This is a genomic window from Leptospira licerasiae serovar Varillal str. VAR 010, assembly GCF_000244755.1.
In the GTDB taxonomy this organism is placed as follows: domain Bacteria; phylum Spirochaetota; class Leptospiria; order Leptospirales; family Leptospiraceae; genus Leptospira_B; species Leptospira_B licerasiae.
Window position 1 is genome coordinate 1633475 of the sequence record NZ_AHOO02000005.1, and the last position, 22569, is coordinate 1656043.

The 22569-nt window shown below is 41.1% G+C and carries 18 protein-coding genes and 1 pseudogene; 1 reads left to right on the forward strand and 18 read right to left on the reverse strand.

Annotated features, from left to right (window positions below; translation table 11 throughout):
- Positions 1–131 precede the first annotated feature (131 nt).
- Complete coding sequence (locus tag LEP1GSC185_RS08150; RefSeq protein WP_008589317.1) at positions 132–1481, forward strand: hypothetical protein; 1350 nt, start codon at positions 132–134, stop codon at positions 1479–1481.
- A gap of 85 nt (positions 1482–1566) precedes the next feature.
- Here the strand turns inward: LEP1GSC185_RS08150 and LEP1GSC185_RS08155 are convergent, their stop codons facing one another.
- The 18 genes and pseudogenes from LEP1GSC185_RS08155 to LEP1GSC185_RS20140 all read right to left on the reverse strand — a co-directional run.
- The gene (locus LEP1GSC185_RS08155) at positions 1567–2442 is read right to left on the reverse strand and encodes a hypothetical protein (protein WP_008589299.1); all 876 of its coding nucleotides are present in this window, start codon (positions 2440–2442) and stop codon (positions 1567–1569) included.
- Positions 2443–2444: 2 nt separating this feature from the next.
- Positions 2445–3854, reverse strand: a complete 1410-nt coding sequence (locus LEP1GSC185_RS08160; RefSeq protein ID WP_008589340.1) for an MBOAT family O-acyltransferase — start codon at positions 3852–3854, stop codon at positions 2445–2447.
- Positions 3855–3912: 58 nt separating this feature from the next.
- A complete protein-coding gene (locus LEP1GSC185_RS08165) occupies positions 3913–5127 on the reverse strand; it encodes an adenylate/guanylate cyclase domain-containing protein (RefSeq protein WP_008589313.1) in 1215 nt (404 codons plus the stop codon).
- Entirely contained in the window at positions 5124–6200 is a 1077-nt protein-coding gene (locus LEP1GSC185_RS08170; protein ID WP_008589280.1) for an ATP-grasp domain-containing protein, read from the reverse strand. Before LEP1GSC185_RS08170 ends, LEP1GSC185_RS08165 begins: the two co-directional genes overlap by 4 nt.
- Complete coding sequence (locus LEP1GSC185_RS08175) at positions 6200–6745, reverse strand: hypothetical protein (RefSeq protein WP_008589281.1); 546 nt, start codon at positions 6743–6745, stop codon at positions 6200–6202. The genes LEP1GSC185_RS08170 and LEP1GSC185_RS08175 overlap by 1 nt, the downstream gene beginning before the upstream one ends.
- A gap of 99 nt (positions 6746–6844) precedes the next feature.
- Entirely contained in the window at positions 6845–7609 is a 765-nt protein-coding gene (gene pstB / locus LEP1GSC185_RS08180; protein WP_008589287.1) for a phosphate ABC transporter ATP-binding protein PstB, read from the reverse strand.
- A gap of 34 nt (positions 7610–7643) precedes the next feature.
- Positions 7644–8588 carry a phosphate ABC transporter permease PstA gene (gene pstA / locus LEP1GSC185_RS08185; protein WP_008589296.1) on the reverse strand — a complete coding sequence of 315 codons (945 nt, stop codon included), beginning with the start codon at positions 8586–8588 and terminating at the stop codon, positions 7644–7646.
- Between the two features lie 24 nt (positions 8589–8612).
- Positions 8613–9695, reverse strand: a complete 1083-nt coding sequence (pstC, locus tag LEP1GSC185_RS08190; protein WP_008589303.1) for a phosphate ABC transporter permease subunit PstC — start codon at positions 9693–9695, stop codon at positions 8613–8615.
- A 61-nt stretch (positions 9696–9756) separates the two neighbouring features.
- Positions 9757–10596 (reverse strand): phosphate ABC transporter substrate-binding protein, encoded by an 840-nt coding sequence (locus LEP1GSC185_RS08195; protein WP_008589291.1) that lies wholly within the window; start codon positions 10594–10596, stop codon positions 9757–9759.
- Between the two features lie 173 nt (positions 10597–10769).
- Positions 10770–11225, reverse strand: a complete 456-nt coding sequence (locus LEP1GSC185_RS08200) for an LA_3150 family lipoprotein (protein WP_008589288.1) — start codon at positions 11223–11225, stop codon at positions 10770–10772.
- Positions 11226–11244: 19 nt separating this feature from the next.
- Complete coding sequence (locus tag LEP1GSC185_RS08205) at positions 11245–12921, reverse strand: hypothetical protein (RefSeq protein WP_008589289.1); 1677 nt, start codon at positions 12919–12921, stop codon at positions 11245–11247.
- 210 nt (positions 12922–13131) lie between these two features.
- Positions 13132–14460, reverse strand: coding sequence for a spinster family MFS transporter (locus tag LEP1GSC185_RS08210; protein WP_008589320.1), 1329 nt, complete (start codon positions 14458–14460; stop codon positions 13132–13134).
- Positions 14461–14633: 173 nt separating this feature from the next.
- A complete protein-coding gene (locus tag LEP1GSC185_RS08215) occupies positions 14634–15224 on the reverse strand; it encodes an energy transducer TonB (RefSeq protein WP_008589302.1) in 591 nt (196 codons plus the stop codon).
- A complete protein-coding gene (locus tag LEP1GSC185_RS08220; RefSeq protein WP_008589306.1) occupies positions 15221–15640 on the reverse strand; it encodes an ExbD/TolR family protein in 420 nt (139 codons plus the stop codon). The genes LEP1GSC185_RS08215 and LEP1GSC185_RS08220 overlap by 4 nt, the downstream gene beginning before the upstream one ends.
- Before the next feature lie 3 nt (positions 15641–15643).
- Positions 15644–16063 (reverse strand): ExbD/TolR family protein, encoded by a 420-nt coding sequence (locus LEP1GSC185_RS08225; RefSeq protein WP_008589295.1) that lies wholly within the window; start codon positions 16061–16063, stop codon positions 15644–15646.
- Positions 16064–16096: 33 nt separating this feature from the next.
- Positions 16097–16915 (reverse strand): MotA/TolQ/ExbB proton channel family protein, encoded by an 819-nt coding sequence (locus LEP1GSC185_RS08230; RefSeq protein ID WP_008589338.1) that lies wholly within the window; start codon positions 16913–16915, stop codon positions 16097–16099.
- A 175-nt stretch (positions 16916–17090) separates the two neighbouring features.
- Positions 17091–19148 (reverse strand): cellulase family glycosylhydrolase, encoded by a 2058-nt coding sequence (locus tag LEP1GSC185_RS08235; RefSeq protein WP_008589327.1) that lies wholly within the window; start codon positions 19146–19148, stop codon positions 17091–17093.
- Positions 19149–21548: 2400 nt separating this feature from the next.
- A pseudogene (locus tag LEP1GSC185_RS20140) lies at positions 21549–22400 on the reverse strand (RHS repeat-associated core domain-containing protein); the annotation flags it as partial.
- Between the last annotated feature and the right edge of the window lie 169 nt (positions 22401–22569).

A 22569-nucleotide genomic window follows, 5' to 3' on the forward strand; every position in this document is an offset into this window, starting at 1 on the left:
AATAATATTTGAACAAAGGATTGACAAGCACTTTCTAAGTTTTGTAGTTCAATAATTGTTGAACTAATGGGAAAGATCCTGGTTTTGCCTTTAAATCGAAAGGTTGGGCAAACGGGACAAAGGAGATTCCTATGATAGAGCTTAGGTCGATTCAGAAAACCTACCAAAGTATTCCGATTTTGCTGTTTTCTTTCTTTTTGATCACTCCTATTTTCGGGGATGAGGTTAGATTGAAATCAGGTAAAATCCTGAAAAATCTGAAGTTGGAGAAGGAAACGGAAGAATATTATATTTTCAGTTTGGAAGATTCTATTCCGGTCCGGATTCCCAAGTCCGAGATAGAAAGTGCTCAGACAGAGAAAAATATCCAAGACTCGAAGGATCATAAACAGGTCCCTCAGAAGAGGAATTACGATCTGATCTGGACCCAATCTTTAACGAATGATGTGTTCATTAACGGAAATAGTCTTTTCGGAAATGCATTCGATAGAAGAGGAGGTCTTCATTATTCGGAAGTTCCTAAATCTTTGATACTGGATACGATGGTGAATATCCCTACGCCAGTGGAAGGTTTGCAACTTATCATCAGGGATTATTCCCCTTTAACCGGAAGAGCGAATCGAGATGTGGATGGAGTTTTTCAATCGCATCCATACGGACCAGGAGTTGATTTGGAGAAGGTTGCGGAAGATCCCAATACGAACAGATTGAGAAAAGAACCTAACGGATTGAGGGAAGGTCTCGCTACTCTTCTAAATTATAGATGGTCTACCAATCGTTTAGGGGATTGGAATGCAGGTTGGATCTATTATGCGAATAACCAGCCTAGTTTTGCTCTAGGGCTTTTTACTTTCGGTTGGGCATTGCCTGTATTGAAATATATTCATCCGACTTATACTTATAATGTGAGAGTAACTTCGGAAAGAATTGGCGGTTCAAGTGTCGCAGGAGAGAAAGACCTGGAATCCGGATATCCTACTAACGCGTTTAATGGTACAACTTTTCATAAATTCTCGATATTCCACGACTATGAGATTACTGAAAATTTTAAGATACAACCAGGGATAGATTTCGGATACCAATACTATAATGATAATATAGATAGAAGGTCCGGATTCAAAAATATAGACTATAAGGTGACCGTAAAGTATTTAGGATTCTCTTTTGCGCTCACCGATGTTTACAGACCGAATACATACATGATAGATAATAATTATTATTATCCAAATAACGTAGGAGGCCAAACGGTCGGAACTGTATCCGGTGCCACCTGGGTAGGTCCATTAACTGGAAACACGAACGATGGCTTGACCATAGATCCTTCTAAGGGGTACGGATTAGTGAATGATTTTATATTAAGTTCCATCCAGAATTCAGGATTGGATCCTAATATAAAACAAGCATTGGTGAATAAACACTTGGAGCAGAAGATCCCACTTCATAGTATTATCTGGTCTTTCGGATATTCAATTAGGATCTAAATAAAAACCGGAAGAGAATATTAGAAATTATGGATCTAATTTTTCTTCCGGTATAAAGGCCGACCCTGGAGTGGTAGGAACTCCTTTAAGGCAAGGATTCGGCGTATTTTTTCAATTTAGTAAAAAATCGATCAGCTTCCGGATAAGTAAGGTGTAAGGCATCGCTATCTTCGTAGATGTCTTTACTATCAATAAACCAAAGGTATTGAGACGGAGGAAAGTTTTTCAGAACAGTTTCTCTTGTCCGTGTTTCTTTTGCGGAAACTAAAATTTCAGGATGCATAGGCATTTCAAAGAATATCGGCCGTACACCTCTCGCCTCTAAATCTTTCAGAGCAGACATTAGATACGTCATTCTCTCATTTAGCTTTTTCTGATCTACCGCAGCTCCATACCAACGTTTTACTTCCAGAAGATGCTCCTGCTTTAATCGTTTAGAAATCTCTATAGCTTCTTTTTCAGACGTAGGTTCCGGTTTTTTCTCCGCGGCAAAAAAACGATCCGTAAATTGTATAACAAATCCTACCGCATAATTCAAGGGTTGTTTTTCAGATCTGAGAACAGGAAAGTTCCTTCTTGTGAAAACGAAATACGGTTCGGTATTTTCCCGAGAGAATTTTTCATTTTCCTTTACTGAAAGCTGGTTAACTTCGATTAGAACAAATTTGGGAGAAGTATCCGAATTCGTTAATATAGACAGTCCGGTTAGGCCACCTTCTCCCACTAGGGAAAGATTGAACCAGCCGGTGTCAGCCTTTGGCAACATCCTATCCGACATGGAAGATCCGACGATCACGAATTTGGAATCTTTCCCTTCCGTTAAAAAACTTTCTACCCGAACCCTATTATGTTGCCACCAACTTTGTTTTGGGATTTTCTGCGGCGAAACAAAATACACAAAACCGGAATATAGTCCGAAAAAAATCAGAAAGAATAGTGTGAGTCGGATAAAAAAATTCATAATTAAAACTGAAAATAGATGAATGCGGCAGAAGGCCCCTTGTTCAGAACGATCAAGAATAGAAGGAATGCATAACCTATATTTGAAATTTTCTCCATTGTTTCTTCCGGATATTTTTCCTTGTACCATCCGTAAAAATGATAAAGGAACACGGGAACGGAAAAGAATATTAAAAATATGCAAAGTTCCCAGTCGGTTCCCAAACTTAAATTTGTTCTTAATAGTTTCAGATACTTAATCGCAGTTTCGAAATCGGGTAAACGGAATAGTAACCATAAAAGTGAAACACTTAAGAATACGAACCCGGCCTTTATAAACGAGAAGAAACGATTCTCGGGGAATTTAAACGGAAGATTCTGATCTAAGAATCTTTCTATTAATAACAGAAGTCCGTGGCCTATCCCCCAGACCATATATCTCCATTCAGCTCCGTGCCAAAGACCGCCTAATGCCATAACCAAGAATAGGTTTATATAAGTCCTAAAGTTCCCCTTTCTGTTTCCTCCCAAAGGAATATACAAATAATCTCTGAGCCATGTAGAAAGGGATATATGCCATCTTCTCCAAAATTCCGAAAAATTGGAGGATATATAAGGAAAATTGAAATTGGTTGGAAGTCTATAACCGAATAAGAATGCAGTTCCGATAGCGATCAAAGAATATCCCGCAAAGTCGGCAAATATCTGCGCGGAATAACCTAAGATCAGAAGTATCAATGTAAGAGTAGAATGGTGAGAATTATAAGGAAAATCGATAACAAAGGTAAGATCATTCAAATTGTCCGCGATTACCGTTTTTAGAAAATATCCTAGGATCAGGATCTTTGCTGCTTGGATCCAGGGAATATCTTTGAAATCTTTTGTCTTTATCTGGGGGAAAAATTCTTTTGCCTTAACGATCGGTCCTGCCACCAATTGAGGGAAAAAATTTATATATAGGGAAGATTGTAGGATAAGTTTAGGGTAGGGGACCTTCTCCTTGAAAATATCGGAACCGATCCTATAAAAATCAACAACCATGCTGATCCCATGAAAGGTATAAAAAGAAATACCTATAGGAAGGGGAATTAGAAAAATCCAATATAAGTCCGAGGGCCCCGAACTTCCTAAGAAAGTTTTGGCGAATAAGCCGCTATATTTAAAGAAGAATAATACGCTTAAGTTTAGTACTATCCCTAACGCTAAAACCGCTTTTTTAGATTTAAAATCGGGAGTTTGGATCAGATATACTATACTCGCGTTCCAAAAAATGGAGAACAAAAGTAAGATTAATAGCCAAGGATCCGAATATGCGTAGAAATAAAAACTAGCGGCGACTACCGTCAGAAGTTGGAATTTTTTTAGGAAAGGAAGATAGTAAAGAGCAAAGGTAATGAATAAGAATATGAAAAATCCAAAACTATTAAAATTCATAAGAAAGAGAATCTGACTGGTTCAAATTCTTTCCTGGGAACTTTAGGTCAAGAACCTATTATGCTTCTCTGGCTCCTTTCACCAAAAACATTTCAATCTCTCCCTTGTTCTTAGCTTTTATCAATCCCCTGGACTCACAGATAAAATCTTCTCTCACAAAATGGAATGTATCTAGGGAGATATTCACTTCTCCCGCGACTCCGGAGCTTTCCATACGGCTAGCGGTATTGACCGTATCTCCCCATATATCGTAGGCGAACTTTTCGGTCCCGATCACTCCTGCTACTACGCTTCCCGTATGGATTCCCAAACGTAGTTCCCAGGTCGGAAGTCCTAAGTTTTGCCTTTCTTCCTTTTGAGTTTTCATGAATTTTTGGAATTCCAACCCGCAGAAAACCGCGTCTCTTGCATGTGTACGATTCGGTGTCGGAAGTCCGCCGACTGCCATATAAGCGTCTCCGATAGTTTTGATCTTTTCCAAACCGTATTTTCTGGCGATCCTGTCGAATTCAGCGAAGAAGAAATGGAGTTCCTTTACTAATTCTTCCGGACTCATTTTTTCCGCAATCTGAGTGAAACCTGCCATATCCGTAAATAATACGGTAACACTCTCATAACGTTTCGGTTGTACCCGATCGTTCATTTTTAATTCGTCCGCGATTGATTCGGGAAGAATATTACGAAGTAGATTGTCCGATTTTTTTCTCTCTATATTCAGGTTCCTGCTTAGTATGAAGATCAATATTCCCGTCAGGATCTGGACGAAAATATAATTCCCTCCCAAGTCCATGTATTCGGCGTCTCTATCCTTCTGAGGGACGATGAAATTTGGATAAAGATATTCGAAAATATATAGGAAGCCTGTGACAAATGCGTAAAATGCATAAATAAAAAAGATATTATGATTCTTTAAAAGAATCGTGGCGATTACCAAGGCAGGGATAAAATAGTAATGATTTCCTCCGTTCGAGCCTCCATGCAAGAACCATAGAGAGGATAAATATGCGAGTATTGTTAGATTTAAGGGCCAGAAAAGGACGTAATAAATATTCCGAAATCTGGAAAAATAATACATTGCGAGCAGAATAAGTCCGGAAATCAAATTGAGAAGAATGACCCGGTGAGAATATTCCGTTTTCTCTTCGAAGATGGAACCTAATATATTTAGAGTTCCATTTACTAATGAAATTGCATTGAATAATCTATGCTCTAAGGAATTCTTTTTAGGGTCTCCGAAGATCAGGTAAACAAATTGTACAAGTTTCTGTTTCATATGGAAAGATCGGAGACGATCCTAGTGCCGAAATAGAAATCTTGCAACGCTTTTAAAATGGAAAATAAACCTGCACCTTTCGCTTTGGATTGCCTGGAAATCCGGAAGAGTATCTTCCATTGGGAGAATAATATTGAATATCTCTCCTTAAGAGAAAATCTGGGATCGTATATATTCGTAGATTCGGAAGTGACTCCGTTCAATTCTACTATATGCAGATCTTTTCCTTCTAAAAAATCTTTGAGGGAAGAAAATCGAATATCGTATCTTCCGAAATGGAAGCCGGAAAAAGAAGAGGAGATCTCATGGATCTTGTTCTCTAGTTCCGGAGTGATCCATTCCGAACCGTCCAAAAATAGAGTTCCTTGGCAATGGTTGCCCGCTTCCGAAAGAAGAATTTTCTCTCCTAATTTAGGGACCTTATCCCAGATCTCCGAAAATCTTTTTTGAAATGTTTTCTTTTGTATTCTGAATCTAGGATGATCTTCTACTAATTGGGAAAGAGGGGATGTTCCATTTCCGACTACCCTTGGGAATACCTTTCTGGTGATGGAGAATATATTTCCTTGCGCCTTATTCGGATATTTATAATAAAAAACTCCGACTTCGAACGGACCAGGATGGAATTCTTGGACAAGCAGGTCAACGTTCGATTCTAATAAACATTCTTCCAAATGTTTACTATTCTGAATTTTCCTTACTCCTTGGCCTCTTTGTCCCGAATCGGGTTTGAGTATAATTGGAAAATCTAAACCGATCGAATTCATTTTTTCTAAAATGGAACTTACATCTTTGGAACTTTTAGGAACTAAAAAGAATTTTAATACGTGTTCAGGATCCAGTTCTCGCAATATTTTAAATTTAGATTCTCCCACGAGTCCGCCCAGATCTATTCCCGGATTTGCTGCCGCAATGCTCCCGAATCCTAAGGAAGAAACGGAACTGAGCCGAATGGATCGAATGGATTCGAATGCTATATAAGGGATCAAAGGTAGATACAATTTCCAGGTAGGCCAAAATTCCATAGGATCGGACCACCCAAGAAGATCTTGTTCTGTCTGTGTTTCTAACATTAGATGACTGGGTCCCAAGAGAGAATGAGACGATTTGAATTATATTGCAATGTAGAAATTGCAAATCCGAAATTTTCGGGAATATCTTCGAACCCTAAGTCGTGCTCGAGAGCAACTCTTATAATGGCTTCGTGGTGGATCGTATGTTCTTGCACATAGAGTAGTTCTCTTTCCCAGGAGGATCTTACTACATTCTCCAGTCCGGAAGAAGAATGGACCAAGTAAGAAACTTGCACTTCTCCTTCCCAATTCCTGAGCTCGTATTCTTTCAGCAATTCAAGAAGGCGATCTGCCGCCGCTTTGGGTGAATTTTCGTAGAGAGGATTTCTTTCTCTTTGATCATAAGAAACAAGTCCTGCTTCATAACCGTTCAATAACGCTTCTGCAAATTCTAAACAATGGCGGACTTGTTTGCCTATACTCGCGCCTGATAAAAGATGTAAAGGCCTGGTATAATTTCTTTCCGAGATCCTAAGTAGTAAGTCTGCAAATCTCGAAAAAATGATCTCGAGTGAATCTATTAAGTCTGATTTTGTCTGCCTCATCGCGGGAGACTTCGGATTTTAGCGCCTTAGGTTACAGTGTAAAATAAAAAAACGCCTCTGGAAAACAGGCGTTTTGTACAGGGATCCTTAGGCTTGATATCAACCGAATTTTCCGGAGATATAATCCTCTGTTTCTTTTTTAGAAGGGTCGTGGAACATCTTTTTCGTAGTATCGAATTCAACCAAACGACCCATATAAAAGAATCCTGTGTAATCGCTTACTCTGGCTGCTTGTTGCATATTATGTGTCACGATCACAATCGTGTAAGAGTCCTTGAATTCGGAAATGAACTCTTCCACTTTTTTAGTGGAGATAGGATCTAATGCGGAACAAGGCTCATCCATTAGGATCACTTCCGGGTTCATTGCAATCGCTCTTGCTATGCATAACCTTTGTTGTTGTCCACCGGAAAGCCCAAGAGCGCTATCGTTCAACCTGTCTTTGACTTCTTTCCAGAGCGCGGACTTTCTCAAACTTTCCTCGACGATATGATCCATATGGTCTTTGGGAACTCCACCGTTCAGTTTTAAGCCGTAAGCGATATTCTCGTAGATGGATTTAGGAAAGGGGAATGACTTTTGAAAAACCATTCCGACCCTTTTTCTAAGTTCCACAACGTTCATTAGAGGATCGTAAATATTGATACCGTCTATTTCCAGTTTGCCGTTCACTTTGGAACCATCGATCACGTCGTTCATTCGATTGATCGATCTTAAAAAAGTGGATTTACCGCAGCCGGAAGGTCCTATGAATGCAGTGACCTTTTTAGCATGGATCTCTAATGAGATATCATGTAATGCCTGGTTTTCTCCGTAGAAAAAATTGAAATGGCGGGATTTTATTTTTACTTTTGTATCTTTCATCTGCGATTAACTCCTCGCATCTCCAATAAAAACGTTATACATGGGTCTTACCCCTGGATTTCCTGATTCTGTATCTTAAGAATGTAGCGAAAAAACTCATACCGAAGGTAAGAGTCAATAATACAACTGTGGTTGCATATTGTTTAGGCATGGCGGCATCCACATCAGGCGATTGGGTCGCCAATACGAATAAGTGATAACCTAATTGCATGAACTGATCCGATAGATGAGAAGGTAATTCCGGCAAGGAATACACGACTCCCACGAATAAGATCGGAGCTACTTCTCCGGCTCCTCTTCCGATCGCAAGGATTGCTCCAGTCAAAATTCCCGTAAGAGAATTCGGCAGGATCAATTTCCAGATGGTTTGCCATTTAGTTGCGCCTAACGCGAGGCTGGATTCTCTCATTTCCCTCGGATTACTTCTCATGGTTTCTTCGACAGAAATAATGACTACGGGTAAGGTGAGGATTGCAAGAGTTGCCGCGGCCCAGATCAGAGCGGGTTTGCCCCAGATCGGAGTGGTATTGCTTGCAACGTAATCCATTCCCTTTCCGATAAACTGGATAAAGAACCCGACCCCGAATAGACCGAATACGATGGAAGGAACTCCTGCTAACGTATTGATCGCGAATCTAACCGTCATTGCAAACTTAGAATCTCTTGCGGTATATTCCGAAAGAAAGATCCCGGTAGCCGTCCCGATAGGAATACTGAATAAGATCATTATAAAAACTAGATATACTGTTCCGTAAATCGCAGGAAAGATTCCGCCTTCTAAGTTATTATTCCTGGGGGATTCCGTTAGGAATTCCCAATTAACACCGGAAAATCCCTTGTAGAATATATTCCCGAGCATAAGAAGGACCGCCGATAAAATAAGTCCTGTAGCAAGCATGGGAGCGCCCAAAGCTAATATGGAATAAATTTTATCTTGGATGACTCTTTTTCTTTTAAGTCTAACTTTTTTCCATTTCAAAGAGGTTTACCAAATCTTGTTTGTTTAGGAGCCATGAAACTTTTTCATAAGCCGTTTTTTGACGTACAGCTCAGTGATCGCGTTCAAGGAAAAAGTGAATAGGAACAGAAGAACTCCCAGGAAGAACAGAATATTATAATGTTCCGATCCCCAGATAACTTCTCCCATTTCAGCGCCGATCGTGGCGGCAAATGTCCTACTCGGATCAAAAATACCGAAACTCATCATGGGGGCGTTACCGGTCGCCATAAGAGCGATCATCGTCTCACCGAAGGCCCTTCCGATACCCAAAAGTACTGCGGCGAATACTCCGGGAAGTGCAGCAGGAAGCATAACTCTATAAGCGGTCTGCCATTCGGTAGCTCCTAATGCCAGGGATGCCTGTCTATAAGATTGAGGTACTGTGCTTAGAGCATCTTCCGCAACGGTAAATATAATTGGAGTGACCGCTATCGCAAGACCGATCCCTCCTGTTAGAGCGTTTAATCTGAAATCTATATCGAAGGTTGCCTTTACTATAGTGGCAACATCCATCAAACAGAAAAAACCGATCACAACGGAAGGGAAATTTGCTAACATTTCGATTGCCGGTTTTACGATCTCTCGGACTCTTGCAGGTACAAAAAACGTAATATTCAAAGCAGCTAAAATAGCTAATGGGGCTCCGAGTAGAATTGCTATGATCGTAGTTTTCGCAGTTCCGACGATCAAAGGTAGAATACCGAACTTAGGGACGGAAGACACGGGCTGCCATACCTTACTGAAAAGATTTTCAAAAAGAGAGAGTTTTTCAGGTTCGGGAGTAGAGACTGCAACAGGTTTATTTAATTCTAAAGTATCTCCGTCAGGATTATATTCCGTAGGAGCGTCGGAGCTTGAGTCAGGATTGTATTCTGTTGGCGCTCCTGAGCTCTGGATAGAGGAAGTGGCTTGCGGAGAATCCGAGAAGAATAAGGAAGAAGCTTCTCTAAAGACGAAGAAAAAAATAAGAAGAATGATAAGGATGGAAGTTGCAGCGGTTCCTTTAACTAAGGTTTCCGCGAAAACGTCTATTTTTCTTCTGCTCGGATGTAAAAGATATCTCAGCAGAGGATCGAGTTTGCTCATTGAATGTTCCGAATTCTGGATTTAAGAACGGCCCCCGTTCCCGGGAGCCGATCGCACAATATTACTTTTTCTTAAGAGGGAAGTAACCTACGTCCTTCACAACTTTTTGTCCGTCTTTTCCGATCACCCAATCGATAAACTTTTTAGTTTGGTCTTTAGGTGCTTCTCTCAAATAAAAGTATAGATATCTGGAGATCGGATATTTATTGGTTAAAATATTCGCTTCAGTAGGAAGTTCCGGTTTAGAGTTTGCGTCCGCAGATACGGCAACGTCTTTTACTCCGGAAGCGTAAGCTGCTCCACCGTAACCGATTCCCCATTTGTCTTTGGAGATCGCATTAACTAGTGCAGCAGTTCCTACCATGTGTTGTGCAGAAGGATCAAAGTCTTGTTTTTCCAAAACATGCTCTTTGAAGTATTCATAAGTTCCGGAGTTATTCTCGCGGCTATAGAGTACGATTTTATGATCTTCTCCGCCAACTTCCTTCCAATTGGTGATCTTTCCGGTGAAAATTTTGCGAATTTCTTCGATGGAAAGTTTTGCGATTGGATTCTTTTTGTTTACATAAAGTGAAATACCGTCGATTGCAACCTTGATTTCCACACCGTTGGAATTATATTTTTCCTTTAATTGTTGGATCTCTTGAGGTTTGAGCGGGCGAGAAGCGGAGCAAATATCCGTGGTCCCGTTGATTAAAGCTGCGATCCCGGTTCCGGAACCGCCTCCGGTAACTTGGAATTGAGCGGATTTATCCGGGAAGGTTTCGGTCCATTTTTGAACCAGGATAACCATCGTATCGGATCCTTTAATGGTGATTGTCTTTTTCTCTTCCCCGGATACGGAAAATGAAGAAAGAGCGAATGCTAATAAGACAATAAGTCTTAAACCTATCTTTTTCATCTGTATGATATTTCTCCTGAAATATTTTTGAATCATAAACAAGAACCGTTACGAACGGATTTCTCAAATATTACAATCCTGATACACTCTATTCTGTTGCATGGATTTGGCAATTTAACGCATTCTATGCAAACGAGCCCCTGCCTGCAAGAAAGTACAGGGGCTTTTTATCGTTAATTGGTAGGAAATCCTACTGCTGCCTTGATCTTATTCCCACAATCTCCCCCAGCTTGTCCCAGGTTCGGATCACAGGTATAATATCTAAAATTCACAGGACTTGCATTTGTAGGAATTCCGGAACCCAAAAAACCCAAACTACTACAAGAAGAAGTAGAGAGGGCCGATTTCCTAAGTTCCGTATCCAAAGAATGCCCGAACATTACATAAAGGTAATAATTTGTCGGGGATATCGTAGAATTGGAAACTCCTAAAACGGTGAAATGGTCGTAACATTCTCCCGTATAATCCGTGAAATTGCCTGCAACTTCCGCTACTACGATGGATTTGTTTCCGTCGTCAGGAGTTCCTACTAAGGCTCCCAATAGAGCTGAATCATCCTTTGTGTCGGAAGAGCAAGAAATTGCTAAAAGTACCAAAAGTGGAAGTATGAATTTAAGTTTAGATTTCATAATTTGCCTTCTCCTCTTCTTAATCTAACCTGGTGTTCAATTGGTCCGGTGTAACGGTCCCGGTCCAGAAAGTAGCCTGGAGCTGGAAGTATATAGTTTGATTGTTTATCGTTTCGGGTTCTCTTGTTATAGGATCGATTCCCAATTTGAGAACAGGGATTTGATAGAACAACTGTGCTTTGAATAGGTGCTTATCCCCGAAAAGATTTAGACCCACCCAATAGTATTTTTTCAGATCGGTATCTTCTATCTTACCGTTACGATTGAAGTCCCCTTTCAGGAAATCATATCTGAAAACAGGCATAATATAGTATTTATCGAATATCTGGATATTATATCCGACGGTTGCCTGCCATCCGGAAAGATTATTGGAAGCAGCTCCGGTATAAGTAGTATAAGCTCCACTCAGATAAATACCGTTCCAAGTCATGGTTCCGTCGTAGGTATAACCTCTTAGATCCAGATTTTTTTGGCAATAGCTGGTTTGGTAGCTTGGAGCAGTGCAATCTCCAGTGCTATTGTCTGCAGTGGTTTGAGTTGTAAGAAGATATTGAGTTGGAGCTCCTCTAGGAATAGCGCCGTCCACAGCAAGAGTGGATGCAGGACCGGAACTAAAACTTACGTTCTTAGTTTGCATTGCTGCAGCACCCAAGGAAATTTTCAGATCTTTTTGGAAGATCTCTTCTCCTTCTTGCCAACCTACGTTGCTACCGTTCTCTTTTACGATACCGCCCAACACGTTCCATTGAACTCTGGCAAAGTATAAAGGAGAATTCAAAATAGGTTGGTTCGGTCTACCTGCAACAGTAAGATCTTGGCGTCTGCCTGTTCCATAGTCGCCACCGGCACCATGACCGTTACCCGCCATAAGATCGATGGTCAGATATTTTTCGTATTTCCCTTCGAAGAAGTCTTTCAAAGGAGAAAGTCTTAAGTTCACGCCCATATCGAACTGAGGATAAGCGTTTGTCATATAAGAACGTTCCAGTGCGATGAAGTTAGCGGAAGACATCAGATATTCTCTGTGGAATTGAGTAGGCAATTGACCGAAACTCAATCTTGCTCCTAAGATCGGAATATTCACAAAAAGGAATGCTTCTTGGATGTAACCTCTATTCTCTTTAAGAGAGACGTTTGTTACTTCTCCGGTTGCGTTCTTGGTTTGGGTGATATAAGGAGCGTTCAACATGTTCTCTCCCCTTAAGTTCACTGCCATTCCCCACCAGGAACCGCCTTGGTATTGTAATCCTAGACGAAGGCGTCTAAAGTTCCAATCCACGGAATTAAAATCTTCGTTACCGTTATTGTAATTGGAACCGGTCTGAGCGGAAATACCTCTGAACTGAACCCTACCGGTGATGGTAAGTCTTTCTTTTTGAGGTTCTTCCGGTCTACTTGTGAAATGGTTCGGATAAGGATTGAACTTAGGATCGTTCTTGTTGATCGCTTTGTCCATCTTACTCTTAAAACGGCCCGGACCAGGTTTGGTGAACAATTGTCCGTCCTGATCCTCATAAATAGTGAATTCTTCGGGTTTAGGTTTTTCCACTTTTGGAGGCTCGTTTGCTTGCGCAAGTTCCGCTCCAGCGGACGTCCCCTGGGAGAAAATCGCCTGGGAATAGATGACAAGTCCTAGAATAAGAAATTGAGATTTTATCCCTTCTAAGTTCTTTCTCTTTTTAGATTTCTGCTTCATTCAGAGTTACCTTTTCGATTCGCTTCCAGGATTTTTTCCGCTTAGCGAATTCTGTTTTACGTTCAGGTAACAGAATGGCTCTATTTGGTTACAAAATGATTACAGTATGACGAGGATTTGGTTACAAGCCTCCTTTGGCCAAGTTTTATGCAGGACTGGTATCATTTAAGTTACAGAAATAAGACTACATAATCTAATCATATGATTAGTTTATTGTGTTTTTCCTTCCAAACTTCTCTTCATCTCGGATGCGTCCTTGGCGAAACTTTTGGAAGCCAGGAACACAAATAGGGAGGTTAATAAGACCGTGACGGGGATCAAATAGAGAGAATCATGAAGACCGATTGCCTTAAATTGTTCCGTCATTTCCAAACTGCCCGAGCGAAGCATTGCGGACCGAGTTAAATAATCTGAGAACCAACCCACGACTGCCGGGCCTGCCGCACCACCCAACAGGTACATTGCTGCAAAATAGATCGCCATCGCAGTGGCTCTGAGTCTCGGTTCGATCACGTCCTGTATGGCAGGATAAACGCAGGTATAATAATTATAAGAAAGTAACCATCCGAAGCCTAGTAGAAGAGAGAAGAATAAGACCAATTCTTCCGATTGCAGCAACGCGAGAAGGATCAGAATTCCAGACAAAAGCAAATTGGATGCTCCGAAAAGAAGCCGGCCTCGTTCGGATCTTTGGTGGATCTTATCCGCGATCCAACCGCCAAGAGTCAGACCGATCAGACCCGTAATCCCTACTATAAATCCGGTAGTGATAGCCGCTTTTACCAAAGTGAAATGATAATATCTTTGTAATAAAGAAACCAGGAAACTATTAACAGCGTAAGCCGCAAAGTTGAATGTCAGACCGGATAATATGATCCACCACATAGTAGGGATTTTTAATACTTTTCGGATGGGGTGTGAGGGAGTTGCCTGAGATATTTGAATGGATTCGGCAGCTCCTCTTTCAGGTTCTCTGATAAAAAAGAAGAATATAGAAAGAAGTATTCCGGGCAAAGCTGCGATGAAGAATGGCGCTCTCCAAGTTCCAAAAGTTTTTACCATTGCCCCTACTGTAAAAAATGCGAGAACTAATCCTAAAGGAAGTCCTAACATAAAAATGCCGACTGCTCTTGCTCTTTTATGAGAAGGAAAAAGATCTCCAATGAGAGAATTTGCTGCAGGAGCATAGCTTGCTTCTCCGATTCCCACACCCATACGAACGGAAACAAAAGACAAATAATTCCACGCGTATCCGTTCAAAGCGGTGAATGCGCTCCAGATTGCGAGTCCCCAGCCGATGATCTTTTTACGACTCCAGGAATCTGCAAGTCTTCCCAAGGGTAGACCTGCTATCGCATAAATTACGGTGAATGCAGAACCTACTATACCTAATTGAAGATCGCTTAGATCCCATTCGTGGCGGATAGGTTCTATGATGATTGCGGGAATCGTTCTATCAAAAAAGTTGAGAAGGTTTGCCAAGAATAGAAGGATCAGAATTCTCCATGCATGTTTGGCTTGATTCGAGTTCGATTCCATAGGTTTATATCTCCCGAGGGCCGTAATTACCTCCGGCAGGGAATAAAAAGCAAATCATAAAATTATAATTCGAACGATTGTTTTGGGATAAATATATAAAATATAGTTAATGAACTAGTGTTAGGTGAGTAATTAGAACCTCTTCTTCTTCCAAGCGGAAGAAGAAGATTATATTAATAGAGAGAGAATCGAACTGGAACGTAGACTTTTACAGTGATCGCTTTTCCTTCTAACATAGAGGGAGAGTAACGTTTTTTGTAGAAAGCTTGGATTGCGGATTCTTCTAACCCGTATCCTAACGTTTTGCCAATATTGCGCACTCTTAAAACTTCTCCCGAGTCGGCGATGATCACTTCTAAGGTAAGGGTTCCACCCACACCTGCGGACTGAGCGTCTTTCGTATATTCGGGTTGAACGTTAGGAGAAAGATCGACTGGAGCGGTAGCACCGGAAACGATCGCATCCTGAGCGCCGGCAATCCTCGAATCCTCTTTTTTCTTAAGAGTATCGGTAACTTCGAATTCTCCGTCATCCGGAGCTTCTCCCACGTTCGGATCCTGGATCACAAGATTCTCCACGAAAGCGACCTCGTCGATCAGCTTGTCTAGATGATCGTAAGTATTAGGAGGAGTGTACCAGAAAAGAAGTGCCGCGATCTGTAGAATAGCAGAAGAACCTAAGAAGGTTTCCATCCTATAACGATCGACAAACCTTCGAAGACCGGAGCGTTTTTTGGACGAAGGAGGAGAAACAACTTGGTTCATTTTAATCCTCCTCCTTGAGTCGTTTTAGTTACCAGAGAAACTTTTAATGCGCCGGCTTCTTTCAAAAGTTCGAACACATTGTCCAGATCCGCATAATCCAGTTCTTTATCCGCGTGGATCAGTACTTTTAGATCCGGAGTGGTTGCAAGCTTAGCACGAACGTTATTGATTGCTTCATTCAAAGGCATCCTTACTTGGTTAAAGTAAATGGACTTCTCCTTATCCGCGCTTAAATATAAATTCGCGATTTTCTTATTAAGCTGCTCTCCGCCGGGAACATCCGGAAGAGCGATGGGAAGATCGGGATCCGTGTCCAGGACCGAAGTCACCATAAAGAATACCAAAAGAAGAAAGGCGATATCGGCCATCGAGCTGACCGGAATAGAAGGTGGAGCTTTTTTCTTTTTAAGTGCCATATCTTATTTTAATCTTTTTACGGAGACTTGTTTGAAACCTCTTAACTGCACCGCAGAAAGAGCATCCAACATATTTCCGTACTTCGTTTCGCCGGTCGTTTTGATCAAAGCGACTTTTTCGTCTAGATTAGGTATCTCCAGATCGTTCAGATCTTTTCTGAATTCTGCCAGATCCTTGTAATCACGAGTGCCGAGGACTTTATTCCTCATCTTGATCGTTTCGCCGGCTACCAATATCTCGTAGATGTTCTCTCGTAAAACTAGGGTGGGGTTAGAGTTTTTGCGGGGAAGTTGTATATTCAAACCTTCCTTCACGAAAAACACCGCCGTCACCATAAAAAATACGAGAAGAAGAAACGCGATATCCGACATAGAAGAGGCCGAAATTTCTTCTAAACCTCTTTTTTTCTTAATCTGAATCATATTCCGAATTCCTAATAAATGGAAGAGTTAGGATTAAGCTCTTGCGTTACGTTTCAGGAATTCTTTATAAATTCTGTTTGCTGCTTCTTCCACTTCGGAAGTAAATCCGTCGATCCTTGCAGTCAGGTATTGGTGGAAAGTCATTGCAGGAATAGCGATGATCAAACCGGCAGCAGTGGTGATAAGAGCTTCTTTGATACCGCCTGCTACCACTTTTGCGTTCACTTGGTCGGCGTTTGCGATCGCGTCGAATGCGTTGATCATACCGGAAACTGTTCCTAAGAACCCGATCAAAGGAGCGATAGTCGAAACGGCAGCTAAGATCACGAGCCCTCTTTCAAGAACAACGATCACTTCGGCGGCCTCTCTCTCGATACCTTTTGCGAAAATCTCAGCGTTACCTGCAGATACATCGATACCGTTTTTCAAAATATCGGAAATTTTATAAGAAGGATTTGCATCTATGAATTCTTTCGCGCCTTCGAAACCTTTTTCATCTACCTTCTCCCCTAAATCGATATTAAAACCTTTTGGGAGAAGTTTGGAAGTAGTAAGGAAGTATATCCTTTCGAAAATAATTCCAAGAGCGATGATAGAAGAAAGAGCTAATGGATACATTGTCCATCCACCCTTATTGAAAAGATCTACAAATCCCCAAGTCCCGCTTTTTTCAGCAGGAGCAGGTGCGGATTGTTCTGCAGGTTTTTCTGCGGAAGGTTGTTCGGTTTTATTTGCGTCGGTAGGCGCAGCATCTTGGGAAAAAGTAGGTAAAGTTGCAGTAAGAACGAATCCTCCTACAAGTGCAATGGCGATCCATTGGCGTAGAGAGAGATTAGTATATCGATTATGCATAGCTTTCGGAAGCTCCATAAGAAGTAATGAGACATTTTTACGTGATTTGAGTTACATATATATTACGAAGCGATTACGGGTTGGTTAGTTTGGGGAGGGGGAGGGCCGCACTCCGTTTTAAAGAAATACTTTTTGATTCCGTTTTGTAACGAAGATCGGAATACGGCCCTGGTTGTTATTTGGAAGGATAACCGCTATATGTCATTTTTCCTATAAGATAGATTGGACTTTTCTTTTGGACACAAACTCTAGATTTAAGTTCATTTTGTATCGAAGAAAGAAGACTATCGGAGTAGGTCACTCCTGCACCATCGACCGCTACTATAAAGTGTACCGAACTTTCAGGATCTTCGTCCGTATCTAGGTCGTCCCAAACAGTTAGAATATTTCCGGAACCGCTAACTCGGTTTGGATCAGATATCAGGATCGATTCGTTCGATCTATTCTGAGGCGCTGCGGGAATTCCCTTATTGTAAATTGTTTTATCGGTGATCAGGACAATATCTTGCCCTGAAAAATGGGAAGGAATGTATACTTCTGTCGGAGCATCAGAGCGTTTGCCTGTCCAGATCACTACGATGAATCTTCTATCCCCAAAATAATTCGTGCCGGTATCAGTGGTTCGGATTGAACCCCATTGGAATACGTTGTTCCATGTATCGTATCCGATCGTATTATAATAAAAACTCATCAGAGAACCTTGGACCTTTCTCGGATAACCTCTTTGAAGAACATGATAGTCCATATTAAATTTGGTCCCATAGTTTCCGATAACTGAGAAGTCTTCGTCGTTCCAAGCGTCCTTAGCCGTCAATAATTTGGAAGTATTGCCGTTCATGTATTCTTTATGATTATCGTAATAATAGTCCCAATGCCATTCCGTGCCGGAAACGACCGGATTGTAAAAATCGGCGAATCTAGTCTTTTTAGCTTGTTGAACGTCGGAAATTTCCATGGCTTGGTAGACTCCGCTGATCAAACGTGCGGTGTCCTGAGCTCCGGCCCCTTTTAATTTCATTCCGAATTCGCTTAAGAAGACCGGAATGTCCAAAAATCGAGCTTCATTTCTTATTTCATCTAACGCTTTAAAATAAGTTCCGTTATCGATTCCAGTAAGATCCAAACTTAATCTACCTGCATCGTAGAAATGGGAATTGAATACGAACCCATTGCCAGGTTTGGAAGTTAAATAACCTCCTCCGGTAGCGATCCCTCCAAAGTTGGTATTCCAGAAAACCATAGGCTCGGCATAAACCCATTTGTCGTTCCATCCGCTTTGGTCTAAAGTTTGTCTTACTTTCTGATAAAAAGGCCAAAGTTTTTGGTTGTCCCATTGGGCAGGAGTAAGACCTTCCATTCCCCCGTCGGCTGGTTCGTTGAAAGGATCCAATCCTAAAACATAATCGAATTCCTGACTAGATAAGTTATTTTTAATATAGGTTAGAGTTTTACCCATTTGCCATAGATATTCTGTCTGCAAATTCCTAGTCCCAGCAGGAACCGTGAAGGGTGCATTATTCCAAAAGTTGCGAAATCCTCTGCGAACCGCCTCATTGGAAAAAAGATTTTGACCCCAAGTGAAACAAATTCCACAGGATTCTTGAGGATAGGAACCGCTGGGCAGGACCCAAGAAGGCGCTCCGTTTCCAGTATACCATGAACCTTTGTTGAACAAATGGCGGGAGAATAGATCCTGATGGTAGTCCAACAAGATATACATTCTACGTGCAATCGCGGCTTTGATCTGAAGAATAACGGTATCTAAATAGGCGTAATCAATCGTATCTACATTTGGATGGACTCCTTCCCAAGCGATCAGATATCGAACCATATTTGAGCCGGCAGTTTTTCCTAAGAGGGAGAAGGCGTTTTCTGCATCCGCAGTATTTCTAAACGGTTTAAAACCGTCGGAAAGCATTTTAGTATTACCGGAAATATTAAATCCCCTGAAGTAAGCCTCACGCCCAAAACCGTCCACAAAGATCCGGTCCGTTTTGCCCGCGTAAGATTTTGATCCTAGCAAGATTTTCCTGTCCGGTTCCGACCCAATATAATCCAAAGTGTGAGACACTGAATTCGGTTCCGATACGGCGATGTTTGTAGAGTATTCGTTTGCCTGTTCCTTAGAGACGGAAAGGTTTAAAAGAGAAAGAAGAGAATTGTTTTTGTTTGAACGATCCTGATTTTCGCAGGAAACAAGACAAAGGAACAATATCACAGAGAAAGTTTTCATATAGGGTGAGCGAGTCATGCGTAGTGATCAAAGATTAGATTTTTTTATTGGAAAGTAGATTTTAAAAGAGTATAAGTTATTTTTAATGAAGGAATATTATTTATTTTCGTTTTTATTTCAGAAGATAAGCGAATTATAAGAAGAAGGTTTTGAAGAGGAGGGGAGGGGAAGTAGTGATTTTGAAATTAGGACTGGGGCCGGGGAGATACTATTCACTCACAATTCCGATCAAAGAAGGGGAGGTTCTCCCCCTCGCTCCAGCCGCGTTACACGCGTCTTCCGCTACCCAATCGAGCAACCCATAGGGAGCGAGATTCCCGAAGGGTGACTGAACGAAGTGAAGTCAATTTTTTAATCAAACAAGCTGCACTTGAATCAGCTCCATATCTCCGGGAATCCTCAGCTCCGAACCCCGGACCGGTTTTGTGTTATACTCAGTTTTTTATTCTCACGCAGAGGCACTAAGACACGGAGGGTAGAGTGAACGGATTTGATTAATGGGTTCGATTCAGAATTCGTTAATTCTATGATATATTACGAATCAGTTTGAACCGCCTCTGCCTGGCATGGGCGAAGGTTCGCAAAGCTGCCGGCAAATAATATACCTCCTCACTTGTTGGAATTCCTACATGGGGAAGGTGAGGGAAATTGATTGTAAAATTTGAAATCTGTGATACAGGATTTTTTGAGTAATTCATAAAACCGCCACCAACTCCCACCCCTTCGCAGCGCCCCTTAGGAAGCGAGAAGGCGACTGCAAAAGCAAGTCGATGACCGTAGGTCAAACGAGTCGGCCATTTTCATTTCGCACTCCGTTAGATCGAACGAATTATATGAAGACCGTCCCCCACCGAAAAGGGCGGGAATTTACTCATCACCTTCAAGCGGAACCGAATTTCCGTTCCACCAAATCCCTTACGAGTTCACTCAAGGTCCTTCTCAAGCTTAAGTGTTATTCACTTGGAAACCTTTCCGAGGCGAGTTTTCTTCGCCTTCAAGGGAGGCTTTGAAGAAATTGTTTGGTACAATCTTAGGTCGGCAAGGAGAGCCTTTCTGTTTATTTTTTAAATGTGCAAAAGAATTGGGACGTTATCCACGCTTCTTACATTACTCAGGTTGCGATAACCCGCTTCGCAACAATTCTTCAAATTCGAACGACCAATCGATTCCTGTCTCTCTCATTTGAATATTCTACCCGTTGGAGCAAAAATTGAAAAGGGGCGGGTTGTTGGGTGTGTATGATATTTTTGCCAAAATTGCTTATTCTTGCAATTTATTGGCGAAGTTCCTTTTTTTGATCTAATAAATATTTTTTTAAAATTTCATAAAGGTCTTTCTGGAAAAGGTTGGGAGGGATGAGAATTTCTTTTTTTTCTTTTATTTTAAGTAAAATAGATAACGGGCCTCTTTTTGAATATGAGCCTTTTTTTAATATCGTATAAATATCATTTTTAAGAATGAATCGGTTGGGAAAAATTCCTTTTTTATAAATTATGAATTTGGAGCAGACAGTAATCTTAATATGTAATTCGCGATGTATCCATATTGTGGACAATATGCAAGAAGTTGCGAATAGAATATTTATTATAGTAACAAAGTTCTCACCACTTGAGAAAATGTGAATTTCTAATATTGTAAGCATTATAATTGGCAAGGGAATGACGAGAATTTGAACCCAGAAAGAGCTCTTAAATATTATTCTATTTGTTTTGCTTGCCATTTTTAGTTAAAGTATCATTTTGATATTTTTTTGGGAATAGGGGATACATTATACATTCGCAAAATTTCTACTTTAGGGGTCCCGCCTCTTTTAGAAGATTGAGTATTTGATGTTTTTGATTTAAGAGGAGGTAGAACAATTTTGCGTTTTCCACTTTTTAGTGATTCATCGAATTCAGCCGATAAGCCCCCTTGCACTGTGGAACCAGGCACTTCTTGAGTTAACTTTGCTCCTAGCATTTTTCCAAATGTTTTTAATTTCGTATTTAAGATATCCGCTGTTCCATTTTTATATTTTGTCATCATTTGATTCATTACTTGGCTCCAACTTCCGCGCCCTCTTGTAATTCCTTGAAGTGCAGGCGAAGGAACCATGCCGAAGACCGCACCTAAGGATGTATCGAACAATATTTGCGCAGCAATTTCTTGCCCATTCTTGTTGTTCTTATTTAGTTTATAATTTTTAAATTCAGTAAGACCGCTTGCAATTCCTCCGGAAAGCCCTCCGGCAAAAATAGGATTTCCAGTGCGGTATAATACTTCTCCTTGAATTCCCCCAGCCAAACCTGCGATAGCATAATCCCAATTATCGCTTGGGTTGTCCATGGCTTTATCTACCGCGTATTTTGAAGCTACCCCAGCCGCGGCTCCAAGTCCGAATGCAAGTAGGTCGTCAACGAAATGTCCAGTAGGATCTTTGTATTGAATCGGATTTCCCTTTACATAAGAAAATCTATTCCAACCTTGGGTATTCTCAGTCCCATCAATCACACTATCCGCACTTGTAAACCTCGCGATCTGCGGATCATAATACCTTGCATTATAAAAATAGAAATTAGTCTCTCTGTCTAACTCCTGAGAGTTATACTTCGGAGCAAAATCTAACGTTCCTCTTTGTACAAGAGTCTCCCCATAAGGCTCATACTGCATTCGAGATAGTGTATGAGCGCCTTCATCTAGTACATGAGCAACAGAATCTACTTGGTCTGTTAAGAAGTAAGCAGTAACTCCATCTTCATTGAGTGCTGCAATTCGAACTCCGTTCAAATAAACGTTGTTAATCGAGCTTAATATATTTGTTTCTTCGGAGTATTCTAAACCATAGAATTTACTTGGATAGAGTATCTCTTGGTTTTTGAAACTCGCTCCGCTCGGAACTAAGGCTTTCTTACGGACTCTAAATCCACCTTCGTCATAATAATAATTTCCGATTGTTGTGCTTAACGCGTCTTGGACCTGTGTGATCCTATTCTGGGAATCGACTGTGATCGTCTTAGTCAGGTCTTTGAAATTATCACGTTGGTAAGTCATGTTCCCGGAGGAATCGTAACTCATGACCAGTCGATTATTCCCACTTTGGGTGGAATCTATATGAGTGACTTGGTGGTTGGAATACTGGTAATTCCATTCGTCTATGAGTGTATTATCGTTAAAGTTATGATTTCGTTTTGCGAGTAGGTTCCCGTTCTTTGCATAAGCAAAACTTTGGCGGAAGGTTTTTGTATAATTGTCTGCTGATTCTTGGTATTGATGATACGTTGGGGGAGGTCTCCCCCTCGCTTCATAACGAGCACGCCTTCCTTCTAATTTAGAGAATCATGATTTACTACTTGCTCGTTATTCCGCTACCCCCTCTCCGGGAATTTACTAGCTCCGGACCCCGGACCGGATTTTTTCTAATTCATTAAAACCTGAATTTAAA